General features: G+C 41.2%; 13 protein-coding genes. 4 read left to right on the top strand and 9 right to left on the bottom strand.

The window, feature by feature from the left end:
- Positions 1-205: 205 nt before the first annotated feature.
- Both trhO and AT689_RS01940 read left to right on the top strand, forming a co-directional pair.
- Positions 206-1,192 (top strand): oxygen-dependent tRNA uridine(34) hydroxylase TrhO, encoded by a 987-nt coding sequence (gene trhO, locus AT689_RS01945; protein WP_001030032.1) that lies wholly within the window; start codon positions 206-208, stop codon positions 1,190-1,192.
- Positions 1,193-1,313: 121 nt separating this feature from the next.
- Positions 1,314-2,174: a DUF4299 family protein gene (locus AT689_RS01940; RefSeq protein ID WP_001140347.1), complete on the top strand. Its 861-nt coding sequence runs from the start codon at positions 1,314-1,316 to the stop codon at positions 2,172-2,174.
- Positions 2,175-2,350: 176 nt separating this feature from the next.
- Here the strand turns inward: AT689_RS01940 and AT689_RS01935 are convergent, their stop codons facing one another.
- From AT689_RS01935 to AT689_RS01915, 5 genes are all read right to left on the bottom strand, one after another.
- Positions 2,351-3,415, bottom strand: coding sequence for a DUF6574 domain-containing protein (locus AT689_RS01935; RefSeq protein WP_000808443.1), 1,065 nt, complete (start codon positions 3,413-3,415; stop codon positions 2,351-2,353).
- Between the two features lie 62 nt (positions 3,416-3,477).
- Positions 3,478-4,389 carry a DUF4097 domain-containing protein gene (locus tag AT689_RS01930; protein WP_001233685.1) on the bottom strand — a complete coding sequence of 304 codons (912 nt, stop codon included), beginning with the start codon at positions 4,387-4,389 and terminating at the stop codon, positions 3,478-3,480.
- Positions 4,382-4,975: a DUF1700 domain-containing protein gene (locus tag AT689_RS01925; RefSeq protein ID WP_000198692.1), complete on the bottom strand. Its 594-nt coding sequence runs from the start codon at positions 4,973-4,975 to the stop codon at positions 4,382-4,384. Before AT689_RS01925 ends, AT689_RS01930 begins: the two co-directional genes overlap by 8 nt.
- On the bottom strand, positions 4,962-5,288 hold the full coding sequence (locus AT689_RS01920) for a PadR family transcriptional regulator (protein ID WP_000273863.1): 327 nt from the start codon (positions 5,286-5,288) through the stop codon (positions 4,962-4,964). Before AT689_RS01920 ends, AT689_RS01925 begins: the two co-directional genes overlap by 14 nt.
- 138 nt (positions 5,289-5,426) lie before the next feature.
- Positions 5,427-6,593 (bottom strand): CynX/NimT family MFS transporter, encoded by a 1,167-nt coding sequence (locus AT689_RS01915; RefSeq protein WP_000744903.1) that lies wholly within the window; start codon positions 6,591-6,593, stop codon positions 5,427-5,429.
- Positions 6,594-6,650: 57 nt separating this feature from the next.
- On the opposite strand from AT689_RS01915, the gene AT689_RS01910 reads away from it, so the two are divergent.
- Both AT689_RS01910 and AT689_RS01905 read left to right on the top strand, forming a co-directional pair.
- Positions 6,651-7,790 carry a glycosyltransferase family 2 protein gene (locus tag AT689_RS01910; protein WP_000096213.1) on the top strand — a complete coding sequence of 380 codons (1,140 nt, stop codon included), beginning with the start codon at positions 6,651-6,653 and terminating at the stop codon, positions 7,788-7,790.
- 67 nt (positions 7,791-7,857) lie between these two features.
- Positions 7,858-9,708, top strand: coding sequence for a polysaccharide biosynthesis protein (locus AT689_RS01905; protein WP_001035706.1), 1,851 nt, complete (start codon positions 7,858-7,860; stop codon positions 9,706-9,708).
- An 85-nt stretch (positions 9,709-9,793) separates the two neighbouring features.
- Here the strand turns inward: AT689_RS01905 and AT689_RS13275 are convergent, their stop codons facing one another.
- Genes AT689_RS13275 through sdaAB form a run of 4 tightly spaced genes read right to left on the bottom strand, consistent with a single transcriptional unit; the run spans position 9,794 to position 12,217 of the window.
- Positions 9,794-9,961: a hypothetical protein gene (locus AT689_RS13275; RefSeq protein ID WP_000693184.1), complete on the bottom strand. Its 168-nt coding sequence runs from the start codon at positions 9,959-9,961 to the stop codon at positions 9,794-9,796.
- Positions 9,962-10,010: 49 nt separating this feature from the next.
- On the bottom strand, positions 10,011-10,643 hold the full coding sequence (locus tag AT689_RS01900) for an HAD family hydrolase (protein WP_000200890.1): 633 nt from the start codon (positions 10,641-10,643) through the stop codon (positions 10,011-10,013).
- 21 nt (positions 10,644-10,664) lie between these two features.
- On the bottom strand, positions 10,665-11,537 hold the full coding sequence (sdaAA, locus tag AT689_RS01895; RefSeq protein ID WP_000500040.1) for an L-serine ammonia-lyase, iron-sulfur-dependent, subunit alpha: 873 nt from the start codon (positions 11,535-11,537) through the stop codon (positions 10,665-10,667).
- A gap of 8 nt (positions 11,538-11,545) precedes the next feature.
- Positions 11,546-12,217 (bottom strand): L-serine ammonia-lyase, iron-sulfur-dependent subunit beta, encoded by a 672-nt coding sequence (gene sdaAB, locus AT689_RS01890; protein WP_000838912.1) that lies wholly within the window; start codon positions 12,215-12,217, stop codon positions 11,546-11,548.
- Positions 12,218-12,237: the final 20 nt, after the last annotated feature.

The following is a 12,237-nucleotide window of genomic DNA, read 5'->3' as shown; positions in this document are numbered from 1 at the left end:
TGGTCTGGGGGAGACAGTGGTTTTTTTGGCACAAGGATATAGATATCCATGTTTTCTCTTGTCCTTATTTTAACCATTCAGGAAATTTCGAGAACCCTCTACAATTTCCAGTCAAATAAATTGCATTCGTTTTCTCAAGCAGGTATACTAGTGTAGATAAATAAAAAATTTAGAAAATTTAAGAATAGAAAAGAGAACAAATCTTATGGCAAAAGATATTCGTGTCTTACTTTACTACCTTTATACTCCAATTGAAAATGCAGAGCAATTTGCTGCAGACCACTTGGCTTTCTGTAAATCAATCGGTCTTAAAGGCCGTATCCTAGTCGCTGACGAGGGAATTAACGGAACAGTTTCAGGTGACTATGAAACAACTCAAAAATACATGGACTACGTTCACAGCCTTCCAGGAATGGAAGAACTCTGGTTCAAGATTGACGAAGAAAGTGAACAAGCCTTCAAGAAGATGTTTGTTCGCTACAAGAAAGAAATTGTCCACCTTGGTTTGGAAGACAACGACTTTGACAATGACATCAACCCACTTGAAACAACAGGTGCTTACTTGTCTCCAAAAGAGTTCAAAGAAGCGCTTCTTGATAAAGATACCGTTGTCCTTGACACACGTAATGATTATGAGTATGACCTAGGACATTTCCGTGGGGCTATTCGCCCAGATATTCGCAACTTCCGTGAGTTACCACAATGGGTCCGTGATAACAAGGAAAAATTCATGGACAAGCGTGTCGTGGTTTACTGTACAGGTGGCGTTCGCTGTGAGAAATTCTCAGGCTGGATGGTTCGTGAAGGTTACAAAGATGTCGGCCAATTGCACGGAGGAATCGCAACTTACGGTAAAGACCCAGAAGTTCAAGGTGAGCTTTGGGATGGGAAAATGTACGTCTTTGACGAGCGTATTGCCGTTGATGTCAACCATGTCAACCCAACTATCGTAGGGAAAGACTGGTTTGATGGAACACCATGTGAACGTTATGTCAACTGTGGAAATCCATTCTGTAACCGTCGTATCTTGACATCAGAAGAAAATGAAGACAAGTACCTTCGTGGATGCTCACACGAGTGCCGTGTTCACCCACGTAACCGCTATGTTTCAAAAAATGAATTGACACAAGCTGAAGTGATTGAGCGCCTAGCCGCTATCGGTGAAAGCTTGGATCAAGCAGCTACTGTATAAGATCAAACAGTCCTCAGGGGCTGTTTTTCTATGCTTTGTACTCAAAAATCTAAAGTTTGTTTCTGTATCTTTCAGAAAAATAAGGTATACTGTATGTAAACGATTTCAAAGGAGTCCAGTTATGGCAAAAACATTTTTTATTCCAAATAAACAGAGCATTTTAGGAGAACAAGAGATTTTGAATGCCAAGTCGATCTTGGCCTTGCTAGACGGTTTGGAGTCACATAGCTATGATGTAGTCTATCTCCGTCAGCCTCTTAATCGTCTCGAGTATATTGAGTGTGCGATAGTGGGGCAATCACAATTTCTTTTTAAGGTCAGTTATGCTGATGGTCAAAAGGCTTACCGTGTCGATCTTCCTGACCTACTAACAAAGACAGACTGGCAGATTATCAAGTCATTTTTAGATGCTTTGCTTGCTTATACAGGGACTGATATTGAAGGGCTAGATGGTTTTGATTTTGAAGCTTATTTCCAAGCAAGTATTCAAGCCTATCTAGCAGACCCTGTAGCTCGTTTTACGATTTGCCAAGGAATTTTTAATCCTATTTTCTTTAGTCGTGAGAACTTGAAAAGCTTTTTAGAGGCAGATGGCTTGGCTCAGTTTGAAGCGCGTGTGCGTGCGGTTCAAGAGACAGATGCCTACTTTGCGAGAGTTTCCTTCTATCAGGATGGAGAAGGAAAAGTGCATGGCGTTTACCATCTAGCTCAAGGAGTCAAGACAGTTTTACCGAGAGAACCGTTTGTTCCTGCAGCCTATATTGAGCAATTGGTGGATAAGGAAGTGCAGTGGGAGATTGACTTGGTTCAAATCACAGGAGATGGCTCTAAACCAGAAGACTATGAAGCCATTGCCCGCTTGGACTATGCAAAATTCTTAGAGGTATTACCCCTATCTTTTTACCACCAACTAGACGCCAATCAAATAGAAGTGCAACCCATATTAGACAAAGATTTTAAAGCATTAGCACAAGAAGAGTAAAGCAGAAGCAGGTCAATCGACTTGCTTTTTTGAAATAGAAAAATCCTGCCATGAAAGACAGGATTGCTACTCAATGAAAATCAAAGAGCAAACTAGGAAGCTAGCCGCAGGCTGTACTTGAGTACGGTAAGGCGAAGCTGACGTGGTTTGAATTTGATTTTCGAAGAGTATGAAGTTTAAAGAAAGGCCAAGATACGAAGATAATCTCCAATCAGTGCCACTTCAGCTACAAAGAAGAGGAGGATAATAACTCCGTTCACAAGGACAGACAAGAATAATTGATAGAAGGAGTCGGTTTCACTTGCTTGACTTGGTCTTGTAATGATATGGAGACTGGCAAGCAGAATGATTCCAATGCTAATCACACACAAGAGGGCTGTAAATCGTAGGCTATCAAAGAAAGCAAAGAAACTAGCAATAGCAGTGAGGAAGATTGGAATTGCTAAGAGTTGACTATATTGTTGGAGAACCTTGTCTAGCGTCCAGTCCTTTTCCTGGTGGATAAATCGTCTCACAACGAAACTACCCAAGAGGAATGAAAAGAAGAAGAGTGTTGTCGCTACTAGGATAGAGATGATAGAAAAAAGAGTTAAAGGAGCTAGCTGCTCAGGGAAGCGACTGTTAATGCTTGCTATATGTCCATAGTAAGCATGTTTGATGTGATAGATACTAAAGAAAAAGGAAGATGCAGAAAACAGAATGAGCAAGAGAAAGGCTGTGTAACTGTGTGTGATACTTGTTTCCAACTTACTTGTAGGAGATTTGATCGCTTCCACTAGCCAAGACCAAAAATCAAGCACTTGCTCTTTCCATTTATCCCTAGATTTTGGAGCTTGGTCGGGGATATAAGGACTTTCTAAAGATTTACTGATAAGAAGTGGCTCTTTCGTGGTTGCTTTTTGCTGAGGAAGAGCTTCTTGGCTCTCTTCAGCTATAGTGACTTTTTCTGTTTCTTTAGAAAGGTCTGGCTCTTCTTCAGTAGAATTAGATGCCTTCTTTTCTTCTATTTCTGTTCTCGCTTCACTGTCTTCAGGAGCTTCAATTTTCTCTTCTTGCTGGCTTTCCAATTCGACTTCAGCTTGAGGGACTTCCTCCTCTAACTGAGTATTTTTTTCAATTGGTGTATCGAGATCGGCTATCGTTTCTTCAGCCTTGTCTGCAACCTCTTGAGCTTGCTCTTCAGGCTTGTTCTTGCTTGTTGTTTTTACAAAATCATTACTTTCAAACCATTCTTGTTTCATGGTAGAACCTCCTTTTTAGTTAGATAAATATGCTTCCATAGTAGCAGATGTAAGCGTTTTTGTCAACGTCTGCTTGGTGTGGATATTAGATCAATATTATCATCAGATCTCGCAATGAGTTGATCCTTGACATCGGTTTTTTCAGTTTTGTAAGGGTTGCTTAATTCCGTACCTCTTGATTCAGGCTTTTCTCTTGTGAATTGGAAGATAGAACCATAGTTGCTTGAGATGTCCCAGTTAATTCGTTGGCTTTCTTTCTGGTTTAGGATGATTCTGAGATAATCTTTGGCAGTCAGTTCAACCTTGCCATGGACTTGGATATTTTCAGCGTGGAAGTGATTCTCTGTTGACTCTAGCTGACTATCTGTAAGAACTGTATCAAAGATATTAACGATATTGGGCGTTGTGAGTTTACTGTTTTTGATACGACTTCCTTCAATTCGGAGGATATAGCTGTTTGTATTGAGGGTCGCATTTTCAAGGCTAGCATTTATGATGGTGGTTTGTCCGCGATTGGCTGAGATGTTGATCCCTTTTAGAGTTCTCCCTTTTGGTAGCTGGAGAATAACTTCTTCAAAACGACTAGAGTAGCTACTTGCGATATGAAGAATCCCACCAATTCCAGAAGAGAGAAACGGAGTTTCAGACAGTTTCTTATCAGTGAGACTCAGAGTTCTATCGTTCTGATTGGTGATAAGATCATGGTGAGCAGAAAGAGATGGATGGTAAGAAATGTGGATTTGATCATCGAAAGAGTCTGTGATGGTGAGCGCGTGTTGGTGGAGAGTAATTTCTAGGTTTTCGACTTCCTTGCCAAAGGTTAGCTTTTCCGTACGGCTATCATAGATAGGTTCTTTGGACATGGAAAGTAGGCTTTTAATCCCGTCAGATTGGATACCTACAAAAAGAAGGATAAAGCCGATAACGGTAGTCACCACACCAAAGATGAGAAATCCTTTTGTCCATTTACGCATGCTGGTTACCTCTCTTTCTTTTTTTAAGAACAAATTGTACCAGGCGAACAATGAGTAGACCGAAGAAGCGAGCTACATAGGAAATGCCTAGTAAAACTAGCGAAGAAGCACCGATAGCCAGTAAACCAGAACCAAAAATCAAGATAAAGGCTGATTTGGCTTGGGCGAGGACAGTGAAACTTTCAACTAAAAATAGGAATCCGCCGATGATACCCAGTATGGAAACTGCAAAGAAAGCCAGAATGACAGTCAAAGCGGCTACAAGGATTGCGAACAGGGTCACGAGGATGGCGATTCCCAGAGGAATGCCGATAGGTGCTGCAAGGAGGGCTAACAAGGCGATATGTAAAATTTGTCGGTTATTTTTTTGAGCGGGTGCTTCATTGATTTTTTTATCGAGAAGATTGGATAGAACTTCGTGGGCCGCTTCTTTGGGAGTTCCCAAACTAGCGATGAGTTCTTCTTCTCCTTCGACTCCAGCATCGTCAAAGAGCTCTCTGAAATAGTCCATGGCTTCGATACGGTCAGCTTCAGGTAGTTTCTTGAGATAGAGTTCTAGCTGAGTCAGGTATTCAGTTCTTGTCATGGCGGATACTCCCTTCTATGATGCCATTGATGGTGTCTGTATAGAGTGCCCATTCATCTTTTAGGGTCAAGAGCTGCTCTATACCACCGTTTGTCAAGGAGTAGTATTTGCGCATGCGACCTTGGAACTCTCTAGAATAGGTTGTCAGAAAGCTATTGCCTTCCAATTTTTTGAGAATGGGATAGAGTGTGGATTCTTTGATATTAGCGATCAGCTTAATGGTTTGGCTAATCTCATAACCATAAGAATCACCCTGCTCCAGTACGGCCAAGATGAGAAATTCAATCAAGGCAGAGGATGTTGGAAAGTACATGGGAAACCTCCTTTTCTAATGTGTAAGATTTTTATATATAATTTTTCTACATATACATTGTACATCTAAAAGAAAGCCCTGTCAAGAGAAATGTGTAAAATTTTTATATATAAAAAACTTCTAGCTAAAACTAGAAGTTTAAAGGATCTTATCCGCTCTGTCCACTGTAAAGAGGGCCACAGTCATCAGGATATCGATGAGCAAGAGGGCAGCTACAGCTGGTACCCAAGAGTGGAATAGGTCAAAACTGTAACCAAAGAGGGTTGGCCCAAAGGCTGCTAGGATATAGCCTCCTGTTTGAGATAGGCCGGACAATTGGGCTGTCTTTTCAGGGGCGCTTGTCTTGAGTGAAAAGTTGACCATGAGATAAGGGAAGAGGGCGCTGGTTGCGGTTCCGATGAGGAGATGGATGGCAAGCCAGTAAATGAAATTATTGATTGGGAAAAAGAGCATGGAAATGCCGACCACACCAGCTAGTGAAACCAGAGTGAGCATGAGCTGACGGTTGCGAGTAGATAAACTGGTTGTCAGGCTTGGGATGGTCATTGAAAAAGGAATGCTAATCAGAGATAAGATAGAAGTCAGCAAGCCAGCTTCGTGACTGGATAGACCTGCATGGATAGACATGGTAGGTAACCAGGTCATGGCGGTGTAAAAGATCAAGGATTGAAAACCTGAAAAGATAATAATTGCCCAAACCTGTTTATTACGCATGACCTTTATTTGACTTTTTTGTTTGGTTTGTGGAGCTAGTCTATGATTATAGCGGTGATTTGGGAGCCAGACCAAAAAAGTTGCTAGACAGAGTAACGTGAGGAGGAGGATAAGTCCTTTCCAAGAACTGGCTTGTGTAATGGGCACAGCTAGATAGGAAGCCAGAGCCGTTGCAATCCCCATAGACGTTACATATAAGGTGGTCAGAAAACCAATTTTCTTTGGTTGATTGGCTTGGATAAGACTAGGAAGCAGGACATTGATGACTGCGACACTTGCCCCAACCATCAAGGTTCCTAGATAGAGCAGGGGCAGATTGATTAGTCGAATAAGTGAGCCGATGGTCAAGAAGAAGAGGCTGTAGGTGAAGAGATGCTCCAAGCCGATTTTCTGAGCCAGTCGGGTAGAAAATGGTGAAAAGAGGGTAAACATAAGGAGAGGCAGGCTGGTCAAGACACCAAGCGAACTAACTTCTACCTCCAGACCTTGCGAAATATTTCCCAAAATAATGGGTAAAACAGTAAAAGGAGTTCGCAAGGAAACACCAATCAGGATAATACCTGGAACAAAAAAGAGTGATTGCTTTTTCATATAATATCTCTTCTAGCTGATTTTAATAACAGCTTATTTTAAGGCTTTTTCACTATAATGTCAAGTAAGGTTTCTGGCTTTCAAGATAAAAATGGAAAAGTCTTGAAAATTATGATAGAATGGTGGAAGGGAAAATTCAGGAGAGTAGTAGTGACTCAAAATGTTGAAAGTCTTCTCGTATCCATTGTAATCAGTGCATACAATGAAGAAAAATATCTGCCTGGTCTAATTGAAGACTTAAAAAATCAAACCTATCCTAAAGAGAATATTGAAATTCTATTTATAAATGCTATGTCCACAGATGGGACCACAGCTATCATTCAGCAATTTATAAAAGAAGATGCAGAGTTTAACTCAATTAGATTGTATAACAATCCTAAGAAAAATCAAGCTAGTGGTTTTAACCTGGGAGTTAAGCATTCTGTAGGGGGCCTTATTTTAAAAATTGATGCTCATTCAAAAGTTACTGAGAGTTTTGTAATGAACAATGTGGCTGTTATTCAACAAGGTGAATTTGTCTGTGGAGGGCCTAGACCGACGATTGTCAAAGGAAAAGGAAAATGGGCAGAGACCTTGCATCTTGTTGAGGAAAATATGTTTGGCAGTAGCATTGCCAATTATCGAAATAGTTCCGAGGATAGATATGTTTCTTCTATTTTTCATGGGATGTATAAACGAGAGGTTTTCCAGAAGGTTGGTTTAGTAAATGAGCAACTTGGCCGAACTGAAGATAATGATATTCATTATAGAATTCGAGAACATGGTTATAAAATCCGCTATAGCCCAAGTATTCTATCTTATCAGTATATTCGACCAACATTCAAGAAAATGCTGCATCAAAAGTATTCAAATGGTTTGTGGATTGGCTTGACAAGTCATGTTCAGTTTAAGTGTTTATCATTATTTCATTATGTTCCTTGTTTATTTGTTTTGAGTCTTGTGTTTAGTCTAGCATTGTTACCGATCACATTCGTATTCATAACTTTACTATTAGGTGCCTATTTTCTACTTTTATCATTACTGTCATTACTCACTTTGCTGACTTTATTAAAACATAAAAATGGATTTCTAATTGTGATGCCCTTTCTTTTATTTTCCATTCACTTTGCTTATGGCCTTGGGACGATTGTAGGTTTAATTAGAGGATTTAAATGGAAGAAGGAGTACAAGGGAACAGTAATTTATTTGGAAAAATAAGCCAAATAAATTAAAATGTGCTATAATAACAATATAGTAGAACTATTTTAAGGAGGAGTAAATTTCTATGAATAAAAAACTCACAGATTATGTGATTGATCTGGTGGAAATTTTAAATAAACAACAAAAGCAGGTTTTCTGGGGAATATTTGATATTTTCAGTATGGTGGTTTCCATCATTGTATCTTATATTTTATTTTATGGGCTGATTAATCCAGCACCTGTTGACTACATTATCTATACGAGTTTGGCCTTCCTGTTCTATCAATTGATGGTTGATTTTTGGGGCTTGAGCGCGAGTATTAGTCGTTACAGCAAGATTACGGATTTCATGAAAATCTTTTTTGGTGTGACTGCTAGCAGTGTCTTGTCATATAGTATCTGTTATGCCTTCTTGCCACTCTTCTCCATCCGTTTTATCATTCTCTTTATCTTGTTGAGTGCCTTCTTGATTTTATTGCCACGGATTACTTGGCAGTTAATCTACTCCAGACGCAAAAAAGGTAGTGGTGATGGAGAACACCGTCGGACCTTCTTGATTGGTGCCGGTGATGGTGGGGCTCTCTTTATGGATAGTTACCAACATCCAACCAGTGAATTAGAACTGGTCGGTATTTTGGATAAGGATTCTAAGAAAAAGGGTCAAAAACTTGGTGGTATTCCTGTTTTGGGCTCTTATGACAATCTGCCTGAATTAGCCAAACGCCATCAAATCGAGCGTGTCATCGTTGCGATTCCGTCGCTGGATCCGTCAGAATATGAGCGTATCTTGCAGATGTGTAATAAGCTGGGTGTCAAATGTTACAAGATGCCTAAGGTTGAAACTGTTGTTCAGGGCCTTCACCAAGCAGGTACTGGCTTCCAAAAAATTGATATTACGGACCTTTTGGGTCGTCAGGAAATCCGTCTTGACGAATCGCGTCTGGGTGCAGAACTGACAGGTAAGACCATCTTAGTCACAGGAGCTGGAGGTTCAATCGGTTCTGAAATCTGTCGTCAAGTTAGTCGCTTCAATCCTGAACGCATTGTCTTGCTCGGTCATGGGGAAAACTCAATCTACCTTGTTTATCATGAATTGATTCGTAAGTTCCAAGGGATTGATTATGTACCTGTGATTGCGGACATTCAAGACTATGATCGTTTGTTGCAAGTCTTTGAGCAGTACAAACCTGCTATTGTTTATCATGCGGCAGCCCACAAGCATGTTCCTATGATGGAGCGCAATCCAAAAGAAGCCTTCAAAAACAATATCCGTGGAACTTACAATGTTGCTAGAGCCGTTGATGAAGCCAAGGTGCCTAAGATGGTTATGATTTCGACAGATAAGGCAGTCAATCCACCAAATGTTATGGGAGCAACCAAGCGCGTGGCGGAGTTGATTGTCACTGGCTTTAACCAACGTAGCCAATCAACCTACTGTGCAGTTCGTTTTGGGAATGTTCTTGGTAGCCGTGGTAGTGTCATTCCAGTCTTTGAACGTCAGATTGCTGAAGGTGGGCCTGTAACGGTGACAGACTTCCGCATGACCCGTTACTTTATGACCATTCCAGAAGCTAGCCGTCTGGTTATCCATGCTGGTGCTTATGCCAAAGATGGGGAAGTCTTTATCCTTGATATGGGCAAACCAGTCAAGATTTATGACTTGGCCAAGAAGATGGTGCTTCTAAGTGGCCACACTGAAAGTGAAATTCCAATCGTTGAAGTTGGAATCCGCCCAGGTGAAAAACTCTACGAAGAACTCTTGGTATCAACCGAACTCGTTGATAATCAAGTTATGGATAAGATTTTCGTTGGTAAGGTTAATGTCATGCCTTTAGAATCCATCAATCAAAAGATTGGAGAGTTCCGCACTCTCAGTGGAGATGAGTTGAAGCAAGCTATTATCGCCTTTGCTAATCAAACAACCCACATTGAATAAAAAAGAAAAACGCATATTATCAAGTTAAATAACCTTGGTAATATGCGTTTTATTATGTAGAGACTTATACTCTTCGAAAATCTCTTCAAATCACGTCAACGTCGCCTTGCCGTATATGGTTACTGACTTCGTCAGTTCTATCCACAACCTCAAAACAGTGTTTTGAGCTGACTTCGTCAGTTCCATCTACAACCTTAAAACAGTGTTTTGAGCAGCCCGCAGCTAGTTTCCTAGTTTGCTCTTTGATTTTCATTGAGTATTACTTCATTTTCTTCTGAAATAGAGTTGTCGCCCAGTCTATGCTATTGAAAATACGCCAAAACTTCTAAGGGTTTGTGAGCGATATAATCAGGTTGATAGTTTAGTAGATCTGCTTGCTCTCCAAATCCCCAAGTGACGGCCAATTTCTGAATACCTGTTTCTCGAGCTCCCAGCATATCAAACTTGGTATCTCCGATGATGATGGCTTGTTCTGGTGCTAGTTGATGTGTCTGTAAGGCTTGGTGAATGACATCTGCCTTATGGGGTGCTTCAGGGCTAGAACCATAAATACCATCAAAGAAATGATGGATTTCCAAGTTTTTGGCCATGTCTTGAGCAGTAGATGTATTCTTTGTCGTGGTGATGTAGAGTGGATAACTGCTCGATAACTCCTCAAGCAAGTCTATAATCTGAGGAAAGAGTTGAGCTTCATAGATGCCTTTTGCCTTATAGTAAGAACGATATATCTGCATGGCTTCAGAAATTTGGTCTTTGGACAGGCAGGTCGCAAAACTACTTTCGAGAGGTGGTCCCATAAAACCACGAATAGTTTTGGCATCAGGGCTAGGCACCCCCAGCTCTTTAAAGGTATAGGTAAAGGCATTGTGAATCCCGATAGAACTATCAACGAGGGTTCCATCCAAATCGAAAAAAATCGCTGTGATAGAGGTCATGGTTTCTCCTATTTGATAAGCTTATTCTCCGAAAATCTCTTTTTGGAGGCGACGACCAGTAGGGGTGGTAGCGAGTCCACCTTCAGCTGTTTCACGAAAGGCAGTTGGCATGCTTGCTCCTACTTGGTACATGGCATCGATCACTTCATCCACAGGGATTTTAGATTCGATACCTGCCAAGGCCATGTCTGCTGCGATGAAAGCAAAGCTAGCTCCCATGGCATTACGTTTGACACAGGGAACTTCGACCAAACCTGCAACAGGGTCACAGATGAGGCCTAGCATATTTTTAATGACAAAGGCAATAGCTTGACTGGCCTGATAAGGTGTTCCACCTGCAGCCAGAGTCAAGGCGGCAGCACTCATAGCAGAGGCTGAACCAACTTCAGCTTGACACCCACCCTCAGCACCTGAGATGGAGGCATTGTTTGCGATGACTAGTCCAAAGGCACCAGCAGCAAAGAGGAAATCCAATTGTTGCTCGTGGCTGAGGTCTAATTTTTCAATAGCAGCAGTGAGAACGGAAGGGAGACAACCGGCACTTCCTGCGGTAGGAGTAGCGCAGACCAAGCCCATTTTAGCATTGTGTTCATTGACTGCGATAGCATTTCGGGCAGCAGAGAGAATCGTGTAATCTGATAAAGTTTTTTCGTTTTTGATGTAGTGATCCAATTTGGCAGCATCTCCACCTGTCAGGCCACTACGAGATTTATTTTCATTGAGGCCAAGTTGGACAGAGGCTTTCATAACTTCCAGATTGCGTTCCATGAGAAGGAAGACTTCTTCACGTTCGCGACCGGTCAATTCAAACTCTGTTGTAATCATGAGTTCTGCGACATTTCCTTGAAAGTCCAGATCTGCTTGCTCGACCAATTCTTTGATAGAATAAAACATGCTTCCTCCTATTTAAAGAAATTGACATTGTGGAGATGAGGGATTTTTCGAATTTCTTCGATAGCCTCATCACAGTTGCGACTGTCAACTTCGATAATCATAATGGCTTTTTCACCAGCTTTTTCACGAGTGACATTCATCTGGGCGATATTGATACCATAGCGGGAAAGCGCCTCTGTAACAAGGGCAATCATACCTGGAATATCTTGATGAACGATGATGATAGTCGGTGTATTCATATTGAGAGAGACGGCAAAACCATTGAGTTCGGTTACCTGAATATTTCCTCCACCGATAGAAATACCAGTCACGCTGATGGTCTTGTGGGCATTTTTAACAGTAATTTTAGTGGTGTTAGGGTGAGGGGCATTGCTGTCTTTCTGAATGGTCCAGACAATCTTGATACCACGCTTGTGGGCAATTTCCAGACTATTTGGAATTTCAGGATCATCTGTATCCATTCCTAAAATACCTGCAACAAGGGCTAGGTCTGTTCCGTGACCACGATAGGTCTTGGCAAATGAGTTAAAAAGTTGGAATTCAACTTCTGTCGGAGTATCATCAAAAATGGAAGAGACAATCTTCCCAATACGAACAGCACCAGCGGTATGGCTACTAGATGGGCCAATCATAACTGGTCCGATGATATCAAAGACAGATTGAAAACGAAGTGATTTCATCAGTTTCCCCTTATAAAAAT

Origin of the sequence: Streptococcus pneumoniae (assembly GCF_001457635.1) — a bacterium.
GTDB classification, from domain to species: Bacteria; Bacillota; Bacilli; order Lactobacillales; family Streptococcaceae; genus Streptococcus; species Streptococcus pneumoniae.
The sequence above is the reverse complement of the archived record's forward strand: the minus strand, read 5'-3'. Positions and strand labels throughout refer to the sequence as shown.

Excerpts from the sequence above, each read along its gene's own strand:
- AT689_RS01910 (WP_000096213.1), top strand. The coding sequence starts at position 6,651 with ATGTCAAGTAAGGTTTCTGGCTTTCAAGATAAAAATGGAAAAGTCTTG.
- AT689_RS01930 (WP_001233685.1), bottom strand. The coding sequence starts at position 4,389 with ATGCGTAAATGGACAAAAGGATTTCTCATCTTTGGTGTGGTGACTACC.
- sdaAB (WP_000838912.1), bottom strand. The coding sequence starts at position 12,217 with ATGAAATCACTTCGTTTTCAATCTGTCTTTGATATCATCGGACCAGTT.
- trhO (WP_001030032.1), top strand. The coding sequence starts at position 206 with ATGGCAAAAGATATTCGTGTCTTACTTTACTACCTTTATACTCCAATT.
- sdaAA (WP_000500040.1), bottom strand. The coding sequence starts at position 11,537 with ATGTTTTATTCTATCAAAGAATTGGTCGAGCAAGCAGATCTGGACTTT.
- AT689_RS01935 (WP_000808443.1), bottom strand. The coding sequence starts at position 3,415 with ATGAAACAAGAATGGTTTGAAAGTAATGATTTTGTAAAAACAACAAGC.
- AT689_RS01915 (WP_000744903.1), bottom strand. The coding sequence starts at position 6,593 with ATGAAAAAGCAATCACTCTTTTTTGTTCCAGGTATTATCCTGATTGGT.
- AT689_RS01920 (WP_000273863.1), bottom strand. The coding sequence starts at position 5,288 with ATGTACTTTCCAACATCCTCTGCCTTGATTGAATTTCTCATCTTGGCC.
- AT689_RS01925 (WP_000198692.1), bottom strand. The coding sequence starts at position 4,975 with ATGACAAGAACTGAATACCTGACTCAGCTAGAACTCTATCTCAAGAAA.
- AT689_RS01900 (WP_000200890.1), bottom strand. The coding sequence starts at position 10,643 with ATGACCTCTATCACAGCGATTTTTTTCGATTTGGATGGAACCCTCGTT.
- AT689_RS13275 (WP_000693184.1), bottom strand. The coding sequence starts at position 9,961 with ATGAAAATCAAAGAGCAAACTAGGAAACTAGCTGCGGGCTGCTCAAAA.
- AT689_RS01905 (WP_001035706.1), top strand. The coding sequence starts at position 7,858 with ATGAATAAAAAACTCACAGATTATGTGATTGATCTGGTGGAAATTTTA.
- AT689_RS01940 (WP_001140347.1), top strand. The coding sequence starts at position 1,314 with ATGGCAAAAACATTTTTTATTCCAAATAAACAGAGCATTTTAGGAGAA.